This is a genomic window from Ensifer sp. (assembly GCF_035999135.1).
In the GTDB taxonomy this organism is placed as follows: Bacteria; Pseudomonadota; Alphaproteobacteria; order Rhizobiales; family Rhizobiaceae; genus Ensifer.
In genome coordinates this window covers 54,740-70,443 of the sequence record NZ_DASYGZ010000168.1, presented here as the reverse complement: position 1 = coordinate 70,443, position 15,704 = coordinate 54,740, and the positions used below count along the sequence as shown (strand labels likewise).

The 15,704-nt window shown below is 58.4% G+C and carries 12 protein-coding genes; 6 read left to right on the top strand and 6 right to left on the bottom strand.

Annotated elements, in window-relative coordinates:
• Positions 1 to 93 precede the first annotated feature (93 nt).
• The 3 genes from VGO12_RS21980 (at position 94) to pncB (ending at position 3,448) form a co-directional block, all read left to right on the top strand.
• Positions 94 to 1,281, top strand: coding sequence for a polysaccharide biosynthesis/export family protein (locus tag VGO12_RS21980; RefSeq protein WP_327514867.1), 1,188 nt, complete (start codon positions 94 to 96; stop codon positions 1,279 to 1,281).
• Between the two features lie 183 nt (positions 1,282 to 1,464).
• Complete coding sequence (gene pncA, locus VGO12_RS21975; protein WP_327514866.1) at positions 1,465 to 2,064, top strand: bifunctional nicotinamidase/pyrazinamidase; 600 nt, start codon at positions 1,465 to 1,467, stop codon at positions 2,062 to 2,064.
• 79 nt (positions 2,065 to 2,143) lie between these two features.
• Entirely contained in the window at positions 2,144 to 3,448 is a 1,305-nt protein-coding gene (gene pncB, locus VGO12_RS21970) for a nicotinate phosphoribosyltransferase (RefSeq protein ID WP_327514865.1), read from the top strand.
• A gap of 333 nt (positions 3,449 to 3,781) precedes the next feature.
• On the opposite strand, the gene VGO12_RS21965 is transcribed toward pncB, so the two are convergent.
• On the bottom strand, positions 3,782 to 4,498 hold the full coding sequence (locus tag VGO12_RS21965; RefSeq protein ID WP_327514864.1) for a DNA helicase: 717 nt from the start codon (positions 4,496 to 4,498) through the stop codon (positions 3,782 to 3,784).
• 591 nt (positions 4,499 to 5,089) lie between these two features.
• Between VGO12_RS21965 and VGO12_RS21960 the strand changes: the two genes are divergently transcribed.
• Both VGO12_RS21960 and VGO12_RS21955 read left to right on the top strand, forming a co-directional pair.
• Positions 5,090 to 6,154, top strand: coding sequence for a hypothetical protein (locus VGO12_RS21960; RefSeq protein WP_327514863.1), 1,065 nt, complete (start codon positions 5,090 to 5,092; stop codon positions 6,152 to 6,154).
• Between the two features lie 324 nt (positions 6,155 to 6,478).
• A complete protein-coding gene (locus VGO12_RS21955) occupies positions 6,479 to 6,733 on the top strand; it encodes a hypothetical protein (RefSeq protein WP_327514862.1) in 255 nt (84 codons plus the stop codon).
• 557 nt (positions 6,734 to 7,290) lie between these two features.
• Here the strand turns inward: VGO12_RS21955 and VGO12_RS21950 are convergent.
• Together VGO12_RS21950 and VGO12_RS21945 are read right to left on the bottom strand one after the other, a co-directional pair.
• Positions 7,291 to 7,581 carry a hypothetical protein gene (locus VGO12_RS21950; protein ID WP_327514861.1) on the bottom strand — a complete coding sequence of 97 codons (291 nt, stop codon included), beginning with the start codon at positions 7,579 to 7,581 and terminating at the stop codon, positions 7,291 to 7,293.
• 193 nt (positions 7,582 to 7,774) lie between these two features.
• Positions 7,775 to 8,443 (bottom strand): recombinase family protein, encoded by a 669-nt coding sequence (locus VGO12_RS21945; protein WP_327514860.1) that lies wholly within the window; start codon positions 8,441 to 8,443, stop codon positions 7,775 to 7,777.
• Positions 8,444 to 8,762: 319 nt separating this feature from the next.
• Here VGO12_RS21945 and VGO12_RS21940 point away from each other — a divergent pair, with 319 nt between their 5' ends.
• A complete protein-coding gene (locus VGO12_RS21940; RefSeq protein WP_327514859.1) occupies positions 8,763 to 9,269 on the top strand; it encodes a helix-turn-helix domain-containing protein in 507 nt (168 codons plus the stop codon).
• A gap of 361 nt (positions 9,270 to 9,630) precedes the next feature.
• On the opposite strand, the gene VGO12_RS21935 is transcribed toward VGO12_RS21940, so the two are convergent.
• From VGO12_RS21935 to VGO12_RS21925, 3 genes are read right to left on the bottom strand one after another with little or no spacing between them, the layout of a single operon-like run.
• Entirely contained in the window at positions 9,631 to 12,843 is a 3,213-nt protein-coding gene (locus VGO12_RS21935; protein ID WP_327514858.1) for a type I restriction endonuclease subunit R, read from the bottom strand.
• Between the two features lie 3 nt (positions 12,844 to 12,846).
• Positions 12,847 to 14,043 carry a restriction endonuclease subunit S gene (locus VGO12_RS21930; RefSeq protein WP_327514857.1) on the bottom strand — a complete coding sequence of 399 codons (1,197 nt, stop codon included), beginning with the start codon at positions 14,041 to 14,043 and terminating at the stop codon, positions 12,847 to 12,849.
• Positions 14,036 to 15,619 (bottom strand): class I SAM-dependent DNA methyltransferase, encoded by a 1,584-nt coding sequence (locus VGO12_RS21925; RefSeq protein WP_327514856.1) that lies wholly within the window; start codon positions 15,617 to 15,619, stop codon positions 14,036 to 14,038. The genes VGO12_RS21930 and VGO12_RS21925 overlap by 8 nt, the downstream gene beginning before the upstream one ends.
• Between the last annotated feature and the right edge of the window lie 85 nt (positions 15,620 to 15,704).

The following is a 15,704-nucleotide window of genomic DNA, read 5'->3' as shown; positions in this document are numbered from 1 at the left end:
TGCTTTTCAGAGACCGGCGAATTCCCTGCCGGGAGATGATGCGGTGCAGAACTGTGAGCAAAATCATGGCTGTGCCGAATTTGGAGTGTCGTAGTGAAACGAGTCAGTGCCCTTCTGCTTTGTTCCGCCCTCGTGGGATGCCAGGCCGTCCCGGGCGAGGGGCCCTTGGCCGGAGCGATCGTCAAGGATGCCGGCCAGTCTGGCGCCGAGATCGGCCGCCAGAATGCGACCGTTTTTGATATCGTTGATGTGGATGGCCGCTCGGCGCGACTGGTTTCCGACTATGTGTCCTCGACGCTGAACCGGCGCTTCGGCGTTGGCGGCGGTGTCGGGCGGGTCGTCATCGGTGTCGGCGACGCCTTGAAGGTATCGATTTTCGAGGCCGGCAGCGACGGCCTGTTTTCGACCCAGGACTCCAAGCAGACCAGCATCGATCTCGTCGTTCAGCCCGACGGCAAGGCAGCGATCCCCTATGTCGGACCCGTGCGCTTTGCCGGCCTGACGCTGGAACAGGCGCGCCAGGAAATCCTCGAAGCGCTGAAGCAGAAGGCGGTCGAGCCGGATGTCATCGTGACGAGCATGAGCACCGCTTCGCGCAACGTCACGGTTTCGGGTGCCGTCGGCAAGTCTTCGGTGGTTCCGCTCAGCCTCGTCGACGAGACCATCAACGAGGTCATCGCCAAGGCCGGCGGGCCTGCGGCTCAGCCCTACGAGACCTATGTGACGCTGGTGCGCGGCAAGAAGACCGGAACGGTCCTCCTGAAGTCGATCATCGAAAATCCGTCCGAAAACATCCACGTCAAGCCCGGTGACCAGATCTTCGTGACGCGCGATCCGCGCCGCTTCACGATCCTTGGCGCGGTCAAGGCCAACCAGCGCGTCGAATTCGGCGCCAACGATCTCAACCTGCTCGAGGCGATGGGCCTTGCCGGCGGCGGCTCGGACTACGCGCTCGACATGAAGGGCTATTTCGTCTTCCGTTACGAAGAGCCGGATGTCGTCATGAGCCTGCTCGGCCAGCAGCGTTTCAACGAAATGCTGCGCAAGGGCATGAAGACCGACAGCATGGGCCGCTACCCGATCGTCTACCGCTTCGACATGAGCAAGCCGGACAGCCTGATCGTCGGTCAGACCTTCCCGGTCAAGAACCGCGACGTCATTTATGCCTCGCGCCACCCGTCGGTCGATTTTTCGAAGTTCCTGAATTTCGTCGCCCAGCCGGTCGGCATCGCCAATTCTGGCTTCTCGATCGCCGACAACATCAACAGCCTCGGCAACTAGCTGCCCTTGCAGGCATGAACTCAAAGGGGGCGTCGACCGAAAGGTCGGCGCCCTTTGTCTTTGTCCCGTTGACGCGCGTCAAAGCCTCAGGAAGCGGCTTGTCGGCGCCCAATTTCTGTGATTGATCTTGGACTTAAATCGATTTTGGTGATCGATGGAACTTCGTCGATCCGGGGGGAAGCGATGGCGGATAGAGCGTTGATTGTCGTGGACGTGCAGAACGATTTCTGCCCGGGCGGCGCGCTTGCGGTCACAGGCGGCAACGAGATCGTTCCGATCGTCAACAGCCTGATCGGCCGCTACGAGCATATTGTCCTGACCCAAGACTGGCACCCGGCCGGCCATTCCAGCTTTGCCTCCAGTCATCCCGGCAAGGCCCCATTCGAAATGATCGCCATGCCCTACGGCGCCCAGACGCTCTGGCCCGATCACTGCGTCCAGGGAAGTGCCGGCGCAGATTTCCATCCAGCACTTGAATGGACCCGTGCGGAGCTTCTGATCCGCAAGGGCTTCCGGCCCGAGATCGACAGCTATTCGGCCTTCTTCGAGAATGACCGACGCACGCCGACCGGCCTGACCGGCTATCTGCGCGATCGCGGTATCCGCAAGGTGGTGCTGTGCGGACTGGCGACCGATTTTTGCGTCGCCTTCTCCGCGATCGATGCCGTTGCCCAGGGTTTTGCGACATCGGTCAATCTCGAAGCCTGTCGGGGTATCGACCTCAACGGCTCGCTTCAGGCCATGATCACGCGCATGTGTGATGCCGGCGTTGAACTGAACTAGAGCGTCCTTTGTGCGTTCATGCCAACGCACGGCGCTCAAGGGTCGATACCCTCGTCTCGAGGAAGGAGCAGTTTTACCGATGACCAAGACCGATATTGCCAGGCGCGTTTACAATCATACCTGGAAGCTCGACCCGATCGTGCGCAGCCTGCTCGACACGGACTTCTACAAGCTCCTGATGCTGCAGATGATCTGGCAGCTCTACCCGGATGTCGATGCGACCTTTTCGCTGATCAACCGCACGAAGACGGTGCGCCTTGCCGGCGAGATCGACGAGCAGGAACTGCGCGAGCAGCTCGATCACGCGCGCGAGCTGCGCTTTTCCAAGAAGGAGATGATCTGGCTCGCCGGCAACACGTTCTACGGCCGCAAGCAGATCTTTTCACCGGAATTTCTTGCCTGGCTTTCGAAATTCAAGTTGCCGGACTACGAACTGAAGCGGCGCGACGGCCAGTTCGAGCTGACTTTTCGCGGTCGCTGGGCCGAGACCACCATGTGGGAGATCCCGGCGCTGGCGATCATCAACGAGCTGCGCTCGCGTTCGGCGATGAAGGGTCTCGGTCCCTTCACCCTCGATGTGCTCTACGCCCGCGCCAAGGCGAAGATGTGGTCCAAGGTCGAGCGCCTCAGGCAGTATCCGAACCTCCGGATCTCCGATTTCGGCACGCGCCGGCGTCACAGCTTCCTGTGGCAGCGCTGGTGTGTCGAGGCGCTGAAGGAAGGCATCGGCAGTTCCTTCTCCGGCACGAGCAATGTGCTTTTGGCCATGGCCAACGATCTGGAAGCGCTCGGCACCAACGCGCATGAGCTGCCGATGGTGGCCGCAGCGCTCGCCCGCAACGACAAGGAACTGGCGACAGCTCCCTACAAGGTGCTGCAGGACTGGAACCAGCTTTACGGCGGCAACCTCCTGATCGTTCTGCCGGATGCCTTCGGAACGGCAGCGTTCTTGCGCGACGCGCCCAAATGGGTGGCTGACTGGACGGGGTTCCGCCCCGACAGCGCGCCGCCGATCGAAGGCGGCGAAAAAATCCTGGCGTGGTGGAAGAAGATGGGCAAGGACCCGCGCGAAAAGCTGCTGATCTTTTCCGATGGCCTCGACGTCGACACCATCATCGAGACCTACAGGCACTTTGAGGGGCGTGTGCGCATGAGCTTCGGCTGGGGCACCAATCTCACCAACGATTTTGCCGATTGCGCGCCGACGGAGATCCGGGGCCTCAACCCGATCTCCATCGTCTGCAAGGTCAGCGAGGCCAACGGGCGCCCGGCGGTCAAACTCTCCGACAACCCGCGCAAGGCGACCGGTGACCCGGCCGAGGTCGAGCGCTACCTGAAGTTCTTCGGATCCGAGGACTTCGTCGAGCAGGCGGTCAAGGTCTAGGCAGGGAGATCGGATGGACGCTCAGCGATCATTGGTCCGAAGTCAAAAAGAAACCGGCACGAGCCGGTTTCAAAAGGGGATCAAAGATGTTGCGACTGTCCATCATCGCATTATCAAATCTGGCAGTGGAATCTTAAGGTTGCGTTAAGGCGCCGATCGGCTCGCCCAACTCGTTCGTCTAGAAGACGAACATGTAGAGAAGGATGATGACGATGAGCGGCACGCCCATGAGCCAGAGTACGATGCCTTTCATTGGGAAGCCTCCACGTTGCTTTCTTTGCAACGGTAACGCGGCATCGGGGAATACGTTCCCAATGCCGCGAGGCGTTGGGTTCAACGCATTGCCTGAAGGCGGGCTTCACCCTTGCTGAGGAAACAGGCCTTGTCGAAAAGCGCGGTATCGAGCGGGTTGGGCAAGCGTATGTCCCGCATATCCGGAAAACGCTTTGCATCCGCGTCATAGGACCGGTCTATCTGCGAGATGAAGACGATGATGAGGCCGCGTTGTCTGGCGAATGCCCTGAGGCTTCGAACCTGCTCGTCGAGCTCGGGGCTTTCGCGCCGCTGGTCGAGGATCTGCAGATAGTCGACGATCACGAGGGTGCCTGGCGCGGTCGCCGCCAGGGTCCCGATGATGTAGTCGGCTGAAATCGCGTCGGAGCAATCGATGTGAAACAGACCGGCAAACCGGTCGTAGTCCTCGCCGATCGCCGCAAACCGGCCGATCACGTCCTTCAGCGTGTATTCCAGCGTGAAGAACCACGCGCTGTGGCCGTCTCTCATCGCATCGACCGCAAACTCAAGGCTTTTCAGCGTCTTGCCCTGGCCCGGCCGTGCGGCGACGAGGACGAGATCTCCCTTGGACAATCGGGAGTGCAGGCTCGCTGTCGCGTTTCCGGCGGCCGCATGCTTGGCCGCGAGCAGGCTCCAGCTGGCGCAACCTTCCTCGGCGGCGATACGATCAAGCGCCTCATGCAGGGAAATGCTCGCTTCGCGGCACAGGCGCCTCGCCTTGCGTTTCAAGTGATAGATCGGCGCAGACAATTTCATCGGTATCCTCCTGATGCGGGCGATCTGCGCAGTCCCTCCTTGTGCTCAATGCCCGAACAGTCGGTTCGATGATGGAAGTGCGCCCCGTATGAAATCTACTTTCCCAGGCGGAGGGGGGAGGCATGGGCGTGCCCGAATCGAGCATAGCGCAGATCCCGCACGACGGGAATTGCGCTGGCGCCGCATGGGCGAGCGGCGCTGTGCAGACGCATGCCGCGTCCGTCACCGCATGCCGTCCAGCTGTTCACGCACGCAGAAGCGTCACCACGCGCGGCGAATATGCATCCGATTTTCTTGAAGGAAAATGGTGCTGCTAGAGAGATTTGAATTTCCTCTAAGATCTCAGTTTATCTATAAAAATCAAGTGGTTGTCGTTTGTCTGTCGTTGAAGACTGTAACAGTTCGCTGTAACGTCTGCAAGTGGCGATAGTTCCCTTTCGTTCCTTTGGCTGCAATGTCGGGGCGCCCTATTGGTGGGGTTGTCGGGGTGCGTTTCTAAAGAAAGTTCTGGATGGGGGTGATGCAATCCTTCCTGCTACTTGACCGTGTGCGAGCCGTCGGGTGACTGTCTCTCTATCACGGGGGCAAGCCATGGAAGAAACCACTAAGAAGACGCCGGCGTTAACAGTGCACGGTGGGCGGCAGATTATCTTTCTGAGCGCAGTATTCTATCTTCTATCAGTCGCAGTTTGGCTCCTCGACTTGGCGGGAGTTAGCCTTCCAACTCTGTCACTGAGTTTCCCGCTTATCCTTGGCGTCCTGTCCACCGCCGTGGGAGCGTTGATTATTACTGGTGCGCGGCTCGAAGTCTTTGGGCCCGCTGAGAACACACCCTCTGACAACGAAATACTCGCGCTTCGAGAAGAGTTGGGCCGCGTTCGGCAAGCGCTGGCAATGAGTGATCCAAAGGTTGACGATGCGTCGCTCCGAAAAATTGTAAAAGAGGTTGCTACTTCGGAGATTGCCAACGCCGCAAAAGACGCGATCGTAGCGGACTATTCAGTGGCGATCGTGGAGGAACGTAAGACTTCCCTTATCGCAAAGAAGGGCGATGAGTTCTTAACAGGACTGTACCGACAGATCGAGAACCAGCGGATTTCCGCAAATTCGAACCTCGTTTGGGGAATTGCTTTTGGGGTACTTGGGCTGATGTTTATGGGCGGCTTCATTATTTACCCCATCATAAGCGAACCGCCCCGTGTTTGGAATGGTTCGGCATACGTGCAAGCACCTGTTGTAGAGCATAGCTGGACGTACTTCGTTCAACAGTTCTTCCCTAGGTTAACCTTCGTTTTGATCTTTGAGAGTCTCTCGTTTTTCTTCCTGAGAGCTTATGGGCAAGATCGAACGATGATGCGCTTCTTGAGGAACGAGGCGACTAACGTAGAGGCCAAGATAATGGCGCTACTTACTTCCCTTCACTTTGGAGATCCGTCGGCAAAGACGCACTCAATTAAGGCCTTGATGGCCACAGAACGAAACTTCACCATAGGTAAGGGTGAGAAACTGATCCATGAGGTATTCTCCGATGAGCAATCGATGTGGATCGAAAAAATAGGTGATCGGCTAATTCCAATGATGGAAAAGGCCGTAGCCAAGAGTAGTCCTAGCAAGTCGCGCAGCAAGGCTGTCGCTGCTCAAGCAGAGATTGTTTGACATCGCCGATCTGATGCTAGGTAAAAAACACCGGTGGAGGATTTGACGAGGAAGGTAAACCGACCCATCCCAGCCGCCGAGGCTCTTGTTTGAAAGCCGGGGCGGGCAGGGAGTTGTGCTCAAAGGACGCGGCGTGAGGCCGTGCCTTTCGCGAGGAGCGATCTCAGGCTCCTCAGGTATTTGCAACGCCTATCGGCTCTGAATTGCCTCTACGGCGTCAGGATACGAACGATATTTCTGGACACGTATCGACCTCGCTTCGCTCTCTACGCAATCGAGGTCAGCCCAAGTCCTGAGCGCTCGGTCTCGCTGGAAGACGGGAATATGTCCGTTCCCGTCGAGGGCCTTGCGGATGATGTGGGCCTTCCCCCTCGGATCATGCCCAAGGTCAACGAGCTTCCGACACAACGGCGAGAGCGGCCCCTTGGTGGTGCTGCGGTTTCGACGGGAGGTGAGATCGACCGTGAGGCCGCTTTCGACATGACGGGCGACATACGAGCCGATCAGTTCGATGGTGTGCATGGCGGTCATGACCGCTGGGATCAATGCAGGATACCTTTCCTGTTGGTGGTGATTTGATGATGAAGGGGGCGCACTGGCGACGCCGCCCCGAGACCGGCATTCTTTCTGGTGCGGTGAAGGCGATTTACGAGCGCTGAGGGTTTGGCTGGGCGTTGACACCGGAGACGAACCGAAGCGCGTCTATGGCTGTTACCGGAAACATTGTCTGAGGCTGTCACAGATCGCCCTGGGCGAAGACGACAGCGCAACTCCAGTTGATCTCAGGCTGACTACTGGTCGGGAGGAGATCGTTGATCCTCCTCATTACGGATCAGACATCGGTGCGAGCGATGGAAGGCTCTCGCGTGGAAGCCACGGTGGATCACCTGCGAGAGGGAGTCTCAGGACAGCCCAAGGCAATGCCGCAGGTGTGGACCGTGGATTACTGCAGTGAGGCTCTGGTCATGGGAAGGAGTGGTGATGACACCCTCCCCCTCTCTCGGGAGTTGTGGCCCATGCTTCAGGGCTACCTAGGTTATAACCATAGTTTAACCTAAGGGGCTCCGCCCAAGGCGCCTACTGTTGCCCCTATTGCCCGAGGTGGTGCGAGGAGCGACAAGCACTCCTCGGGTATCTCAAACGAGTGGTCGTTCTCGTAGGCCAACTACCACGATCCATTGGCGGTCGCAGTCTTCCCGCTCATAAAGTGCGCACAGTTCCTCGAACTCTGCGTCGTGAACCTCTTCGATATGCACTTGCAGATCATCCATCGGGCCGCTCACATTGGCAGCCTGACGTGCCTCGTTGAGGGTTGGAGCGACGATCAGACGTTGATGGCCATCGAAGAAAAAGTCGCCGAGGAAGTACGCGGCATGGAAGAAGCGGAACGGTGCGACAGGATTGGCATTGAGAGTAGCAGCGGACATGAGAAGCCTTTCGAGGTGAGCGTGAGTGGGTGCAAAATCAAAAAAATGAAATTGCTCCTGTTGCCCCTATTCGACCCCGCTTCATGACGCCGTACGGGCTCTTCTGGGCGTGTTCCGCAGTTCCGGCTAGGGTGGTGGCAGAAAACGCTTCCGCCTCCAGGGTGCCTCTACCGCAGCAGAATGCGGTGATCCGCTATGAAGACTGGGCGGAGGCTCGATCTAAGACCCTCGACACTTGCGTCGGCGTCCACTTGCCGCCTCGGGATGTCGGAATGTTCATGCTGTCCAACGTCTCGGCTATGGCGCTCAGGGTCTGCCCCGACGCTCTCAACGGCCCGACGATCTTCATGACCTTGGCTGCTTCGGCGCCGGCCTTCTGCTGGATCGCTTCGTTGCGCTTCATCGTCTTGTCGCGTAGACCACCGAGGCGGACGCCCCGTCCCTTCGCTGCCTTCAGTGCCGCCTTGGTCCGCTCCGAAATGAACGTCCGCTCCTGCTCGGCAAGGGCCGCGTAGATGTGAAGCTGGAACTTGTCAGCCTGTGGCATCTGGGCGACCCGCAGCTTCACCTTCTTGTCATCCATGAGCGTGGCAATGAACGACACCTTGCGGCTCAGACGATCCAGCTTGGCGACCAGCAACTCGGCCCCGGTCTTGCGCACCAGTTCTAACGCCTTGGCCAACTCGGGGCGTTCGCTGTCCGCACCGGACTGGATGTCTTGGAACTCGCCGACGATCTCGAAGGGGATGTCGGAGAACTTCTCGAGGAAGATGTCGATGTCCCGCTTCTGAGCCTCCAGCCCGAGACCGCTGCGGCCTTGGTCCTCGGTGCTCACGCGGGTGTAGATGGCGTACTGCAGCATGTCTGATCTCCTGCGCTGGGAGGAGTGTGTCAGGGTAATTATCAAATGTCAACGAACGTTGTGCATGATAATTCGCTCGACGAGATGGAGCGGACCTGCGTCATTTCATCCCTGGTGCGATTTGGGCCTAACGTGACGTTTCCGCGCCCCAAAACCCGCTAGTTCGCCTTACGCACACCTCTTGGGGACTGTTTTGATGGACCAATGGCTGCAACCGTGGATACCCCGCCAAGAAGCGTTCCCAGAAAAAACGACAAAAATGTCACCCATATTAAACAGATGATTTACACTATAAAGCGCATTTGCTATTTGCGGAGGCATGATGATTAAGAATTTGTCTGAACTCGCTTCGAAAGAGCGACTGGAAGGGCTCCGGATTTCAGAGCGATGGGGAGCGATAGCGGGCGCGGGATATCAAGCGCTTCCGGACGTCCTGCTGTTCGCTCAATCTGAGCTGCGCCTATCCAGTGAGGAGTTGAATGTGCTGCTAAACTTGCTTGCTCATTGGTGGCGGCCGAAGGATGTCGTGTTTCCCCGGGCGACGACAATCGCGGAACGAATGGGTGTGAGCCAACGCACGGTTCAAAGGATCACGAAGTCGCTTGAAGCGAAGGGTTTCATAGCCAAAAGCCGCACCGAAGATGGGCGGCCCTACTACGATGTGACGCCGACCAGAAACCTCCTCGCGCCCTACGCCGAGAAACGGCTGGAAGAGAAGCGGCAAGCGAGGCAACTGAACGATGCGCAAAGCCGCAGTGAACATGCCCGAGCGGGCGCCGAGGCACTCCATGGAACGGAAAGGGCGGCTGGTGGCCACTGGGAGTAACGGAGCAACCGATGGACTTGGCGATGCCAAGCCCACCGGAACAATGGTTGAAATGGGAGGAGGTGCGAATATGGAACCGCCTTAGCCCTATTTCGTCCCGGAGAAAGCCGTTGCAGCGGCCCAATCCGGCAGCCCCGTAGGGGTGCAAAGGGTCGAGGCGCGAATGCCTCGGCTCCGACACACGCACAGGATATCATGCGTACATTCGCAGGGTCAAACTTGATGAAGATGCCGTGTGGTTTTTCGGTAGGAGGGTACCCCGAGGGGGGAAGTTCGAGCTTGCCATTCATCCGATGGGTGGCGCACATTTCTGCACCAAACATTCCGGCGTTGCTGACTGCAGACCATCAGCAGGCTTTTCTCACTGGACTGTGGCTGTCTCCGATCCACCCACGTACTTCTCGAACACCCACTGGTACGTCCGCTCGACCTTTTCATCGAAGATGCCTTGCCCATATGCCTGAGGAAGACCGTCGTCGTAAAGCTGCTGGATGGTGGCTTTGACTGCAGCTTTCGCCCGTTCCTTCAGTCGCCAGTCCAGAACCAGCTTCTCAGTCTTCAGTTTCTCCAGCAAGGATTTCGCCACGCGTTTGACGAGGTCCTCATCCTCGGGACCGAGCTTCGGTTCCGGCTGCGTCAGGATGTCAAAGATCGCCAGTTCTTCCTCAGTCAGCCCTTCGCGGATCGCTCTTTGATCCTCCGCGTTCATGTCGCCAACTAGGGCGAGTAGCTGTTCGAAAAAGTCGGCGGCTGTGAGGCTTCCGGCGTTATATGCGGCAATCAGCGTTTCAAAGCGCTCAACGAGGCCACGTCGCGTAGGGTTTCGCGCGGCCAATTCCTCTAACCGATCTTCGACGGCCCTACGGAGGCGCTGAGTTTCGGTGCGCTGTCGGTTGCCCTGTCCGAACATCGCCCTCAGCCGCTCAATGTCGAGGCGGGACAGATTGAACAGCCCTTCGGTATCGCCATTCTCGCGGATAGGTGCAGTGATCTCGACACCCGCGATGGAGTTGTCAAGGAGCGCTTCGATCCGGCTGGCTACCTCGGAGATGTCCGGGCGCTCAGCAAGGGAGCGAATGCGTTCGGCTATCACCTCTATGGCTGCGGAGATTTTTCGGTAGGGCTCGGCTCGGGCATCGGGAAGGACGGCCTTGAACGTGCTCCAGACATTCGAGGCGAGTGCAAGGAAAGTGCGCCGCTCGGGGTCCGTGCCGTTCAACGCTTCCACAGCATCGCCGAGCCTCGCCAGCCGATCGAACCCCGTCACCTCAAGGATCGCGCCCGGGTCGACGCTCCGGGCACGGCAGAAGGCTAGGGCCTCGTCGATGGCTTGGGCGAGGTCCTCGACAAGAGCGGTCTTGTCCTCGATTGGCTTGGCATTGGTCGCGCCGCCCACGGCGTAGATCGCAAGGGCGCGTTCCAGATTTCGAAAGATCCCCACATAGTCGACGATCAGGCCCGCCTTCTTCCCTGGGGCATTGCGGTTTGCCCGAGCGATGGTCTGCATCAGGGTGTGGTTCTTCATCGGCTTGTCGAGATAGATGGTCGAGCAAGTCGGCACATCGAAGCCGGTGATCCACATCGCGCAAACGAAGACCAGTCGGAGCGGGTCGTCACCCTTCTTGAACCGGGCATCCAGGTCCTCCTCGTTCATCCGCTTCCTATGGGTGCGAATATCGAGACCCTTGGCCTCCATGTCGGCGATCTCGTTCTGGCCTTGGCTGACGACCACCGCCATGTTTGTCTCGCGCATGAAGGCGATGACGGCAGCCTGTGCCTCACGCTGCTCGGCTGGAACTGAGGCAAGGACTGCTTCCCGGTGGGCGACTTCCACATCCCAAGCCCGGCGAACCTTGTCGTACATTCGAACTGCCGTTGCCTTGTCGATGGCGACGAACATGGCCTTGCCGCGATAACCGCGACCGACGAAATGGCGAACGAGATCTTCGGCAATGCGGTCCAACCGGTCTTCGCGCGTGATCAGGTGATATTGCTTACCGAGGCGCTTCTCGAGTTCGCGCTCCTGCTCTTCGTCGAGATCGGCCTCTTCGATGACGGCCTCCAAATCCTCAGCGAACGTCTCGTTGGCGAACTCTAGCTCCGGGATGCGGTTCTCGTAATAGAGCGGAACCGTGGCTCCATCCTCGGTCGATTGCTGGTAGGTATAGGTCGAGACATAGTCGCCGAAGACGTCGCGGGTCTTCTCCTCTCCGGCCATCAACGGGGTTCCTGTGAAGCCGATGAAAGCCGCGCTCGGCAAGGCCCGGCGCATGTTCGCAGCGAGGGTATCATATTGCGAGCGGTGCGCCTCGTCGGCGATGACGATGATGTCCGACCGTTCGGAGAGGACCGGAAAGGTTTCGCCCTTGGCCGTTCCGAACTTGTGGATCAGCGTAAAGACGAAGCGCTCATTGCCCCGCAAAAGCGTCTTCAGATGCTCCTTCGTTCCGGCGCGAACTTCGCGCACATCCTTGGTCACCGCGCCACAGGCGGCAAAGACGTCCGAAATTTGCTTGTCCAGTTCCTCGCGGTCGGTGACGATCACGAAAGTCCAGGCCCCGGGGATCGTGCGCAGAACTTTCCGAGAGAAGGTCAGCATGGAAAGGCTCTTGCCGGAGCCTTGTGTATGCCAGAAGACCCCCAGCTTGCCCCGGTTCTCGCCAAGATTGGCGACGGCCTGAACCGCCTTGTTCACCCCGAGGAACTGATGGTTCTGGGCAATCTTCTTAACGAGGCCGTCCTTGGTCTCCTCGAAGAGGAGGAAGTTCTCGACAAGGTCGATCAGGCGCTCAGGCGTGGCAGCAGCTCGGATCGCGGTTTCGAGCGACACGCGGCCAGCCTCGGTTTCGTCATCGATCCGCTTCCACTCCTTATAGGTGTCCCACGGTGAATGGGCCGAAGCGCCGATCCGGGTGTCGAGCCCGTTGGAGACCAGAATGAAGCCGTTGGGCCGAAAGAGTTGCGGGATGGTATCGCGGTAGTCGCGAACATTGTCGCGATAGGCATCCTCGATCCGTTTGTGTCCGGCCTTCAGCTCAATGAAGAGAAGCGGTACCCCATTGACGAAGCCGATCAGATCGGTGCGCCTCCGGTGGAGTTCGCCCGAAATCCAGACCTGCGAGATCAAGGTGAAGTCATTGGCGGATAGGTTGCGCCAGTCGATGACCCGGACCCGTTCCTTCGCCATGCCGCCGTCTTCATCGCGATACTCGACATCGATCCCGTCGCGCACCAGTTCCAGAACCTGTCGGTTCGCGGCAATAGGCACCATCGCGGCGCGGTCTTGTGTCAGGGTATCGAAGGCAAGGTCGAGGCCTTCCTGTGGCAGATCGGGGTTCAGTCGGGAGAGCGCGGCACGAAGCATCTTCGTCAGATAGGGATCGCGCAGGGTGTCGCGGAATTGCGAGCCGTCAACGCCGAAGGTTTCCTCAAAGAGATCGTGGTGGGCCCAGCCGAGGGTTTCGAACAGCTCAATGGCCGGTTTCTCGACAAGACCACCCTCGGAAAAGCCGGTCAGCGTGGCGCGGGTGCCCTCGGGAATGCCGTAGTGGATGTCCTTCGGCGTATCGGCCATGGGCTATTCCGCAGCCTCTGCGAATTTCTCTTCCGCTGTCGAGAGGTCAATCTCGCCGGAGATCAATTTGGGCAGAAGTAGATCGCGGGCGTCGCGAAGACGATCACTCTGACGAGAGATCACAGCCACCTGCTCCATCAGCGGCGTAACAAGTCTCTCAAACCGTTGCACAAGGTGTTCGGGAGGCAATGCAAACATCAGTTCGCCCAGGGCACCCTTTGTAATCTCTTTAAAGGTAGCTCCACTCGCCACTGCTTCCATGCGAGGGAACTCTCGCTTTAGCATGTGGTAGAGGAAGTAACGAGGTGTTCGACCGCCCGGGATAAAGGTGATGAAGCCTTGGTTCGTCGTCGCCGGTGTCGTGTTGATAGCAAAGACGCCAAGTGTCGCACGGCTCGTCATCATGATTGAAAACGGAGGAAACAGACGCGCTGAGCTTTTGGCTAAACCGGCTTCGGTGATCATGAGAGATGAACTGTCGAGGAATGTTCGTCCTGTTCTTGTTAGATCGGTCGGCGTGAACCACGCCACACTTCCGTTCTGCCAATAGCTCGTCTCAGATTTGGAAGGAGTGCCGCCGCCTGTGTAAGACAACGCGTTTCGGGCAGTCTCCAAGTCCCATCCGTCCGGCAAAATTCCTAGCTCTGTCTCTACCATGGGCACAATTTCGTGGCCGGGGAAACGGAACCGGACGAACCATTCATCGAACAGTCGCCGCGCCATCTCCGCAAGGATCGCTATGCGCCGCTGGTTCACCTCGATCAATTCGTCATAGGTCGAAAGAACATTGGCGATGCGGCGCTGGCTATCTACTTGGATGGGCACTCTGATCGAAATTAAGTGAAGATGATTTCGGTTCAGCGTGGGATTTGATGAGCCAACATCATAGGCAGCCAAATTCATAGACTTAAGGAGGTAGAACACGAATTTCCTGTCGTTGCCCTTGAAGTCCTTCACCCAAAGCGTCGTATCATGCGCCCAATAGGGACCATCGACGTAGAATGCCTTACCTAGAGTTCCTTTGCGACCAATGACGACGCCGGGACCCGCGTCAGTAAAGGCGATGTGGGTTGACGTCGGGCCAGACGAAGACACCACTGGGTAAGGGCCATCACTTTGAGCTTTTTTCGTAATGTCATACCCACGTTGAAGGGTGATCAAGTCCCCCAATACACAGTCTTGCCAGCGGCCGTCATCCATTCAGCACCTCCGCCAGATTTTGTGCTATCGCCGACTGCAATCGGGCTGCCTCAATATCAAGGATTTCCAACTCCTCGTGGAGTTCCTCCAGTTTCTCGCGGAAATCCTCGTCATCCTCTTCACCCGCTGCGACGCCGACATAGCGCCCCGGGTTGAGCGACCAGCCTTGTCCTTCGATGTAAGCTCGGCTGGCGCTACGGCAAAGTCCGGCAACGTCACCATAGATCAGGCCCGGGAAGCGCTCCTGCAGCCACCCCTTGGATTGCGCAAAGAACTCCGGCTCTTCGCCGCGCCAGATGCGTACAATATTAGCGAGCGCCTCGATGTGCTCTTGGGTGAAGTCGCGGTGGGCGCGGTCGATCTGGCGGAAGAGGTGCCGGGCGTCAAGGAACAACACTTCATCAGCCCGTGGTCCTTTCGCCTTGCCCTTATCGAAGAACCAGAGAGTGCAGGGTAGCGTGACAGTCAGGAAGAAATTCGGCCCGACCGAGACTATCACATCCACGCTACCGCTTTCGATCAGCTTCCTACGGATTTCCTGTTCCACTCCTCGGGCATCGGCTGCGGAATTAGCCATGACGAAACCGGCGCGGCCTGTCTCGTTCAGGCGCGACCAGAAAAACTGGATCCAGAGGTAGTTCGCATTATCCGCCGTCGGGACGCCGTGCGGAAAGCGGTTGGCGGCGTCCAGCAGCTTGCTCTTGTCCAGTTCCTTCACGTTGAAAGGCGGGTTCGCCATGACGAAGTCGAAGCCGCCGGGACCTTCATAACGTCCCTTGTCGTTCTTCTTCGGCATGACCTCTTCAAAGACCGGATCGCGATAGGTGTCGGCGTCGAGGATCTTTCCGGAAAGACCATGGACGGCAAGGTTCATCTGAGCCAGACGCCAAGTCTCCCTGGTGCGCTCGACCCCATAGATCGACAGCTCTTTTTCCGGAGATTTCTGATGCCGTTTCACGAAATCCGCCGAATGCACGAACATGCCACCAGAACCACAGGCAGGATCGAGAATGCGCCCGTGGTAAGGTTCGAGAATTTCGACAATCAGCCGCACAATAGACGACGGTGTGTAGAACTCGCCGCCCTTCTGCATCGTGTCCTTGGCGAAGTTGCCCATGAAATACTCATAGACATGGCCAAAAGCGTCACCGGCAATCTTGAGCGGCTTCAAGGCGCGGAGTAGTTCAACGAGAACGTCATCGGGGATCGACTGATAGGTCTTGGGAAGGACATCTGCCAATTCCGGGTTCTTAGCCTCGATCTCACGCATAGCAGTCGTCAGGGCACGGCCAAGGTTCGAACCTTCAGGAAGACTGAGCAGAAATGAGAACCGAGCCTCGGGCGGAAGGAAGATAGCGCCTTCGGCCTTGTACGCTTCCGGGCCCGGTCGGATGCGCGACCCTTCACGTGGCGCGAGCTTCGCCTCGACCTCGGTGAACCGCTCATCGGCATGACGTAGGAATAGGAGGCCGAGCACGGGCCGGGCATACTCGGCGGGGAGAATGCCTGAGTTGGCGCGGAGTTTGTCCGCAGTTGTCCAGAGCTTGTCGGAGATCGTCTTGAGGTCTGCAGCCATGATGCCCAATTGTGGAATGTATAAGGAATGGAAAGGACTTGCCCAAGGTGTGATGACGACACTGCAAGAACGATCAGTCGCCGTC

Excerpts from the sequence above, each read along its gene's own strand:
- pncA (WP_327514866.1), top strand. The coding sequence starts at position 1,465 with ATGGCGGATAGAGCGTTGATTGTCGTGGACGTGCAGAACGATTTCTGC.
- pncB (WP_327514865.1), top strand. The coding sequence starts at position 2,144 with ATGACCAAGACCGATATTGCCAGGCGCGTTTACAATCATACCTGGAAG.
- VGO12_RS21965 (WP_327514864.1), bottom strand. The coding sequence starts at position 4,498 with ATGAAATTGTCTGCGCCGATCTATCACTTGAAACGCAAGGCGAGGCGC.
- VGO12_RS21960 (WP_327514863.1), top strand. The coding sequence starts at position 5,090 with ATGGAAGAAACCACTAAGAAGACGCCGGCGTTAACAGTGCACGGTGGG.
- VGO12_RS21955 (WP_327514862.1), top strand. The coding sequence starts at position 6,479 with ATGTCCGTTCCCGTCGAGGGCCTTGCGGATGATGTGGGCCTTCCCCCT.
- VGO12_RS21950 (WP_327514861.1), bottom strand. The coding sequence starts at position 7,581 with ATGTCCGCTGCTACTCTCAATGCCAATCCTGTCGCACCGTTCCGCTTC.
- VGO12_RS21945 (WP_327514860.1), bottom strand. The coding sequence starts at position 8,443 with ATGCTGCAGTACGCCATCTACACCCGCGTGAGCACCGAGGACCAAGGC.
- VGO12_RS21940 (WP_327514859.1), top strand. The coding sequence starts at position 8,763 with ATGATGATTAAGAATTTGTCTGAACTCGCTTCGAAAGAGCGACTGGAA.
- VGO12_RS21935 (WP_327514858.1), bottom strand. The coding sequence starts at position 12,843 with ATGGCCGATACGCCGAAGGACATCCACTACGGCATTCCCGAGGGCACC.
- VGO12_RS21930 (WP_327514857.1), bottom strand. The coding sequence starts at position 14,043 with ATGGATGACGGCCGCTGGCAAGACTGTGTATTGGGGGACTTGATCACC.
- VGO12_RS21925 (WP_327514856.1), bottom strand. The coding sequence starts at position 15,619 with ATGGCTGCAGACCTCAAGACGATCTCCGACAAGCTCTGGACAACTGCG.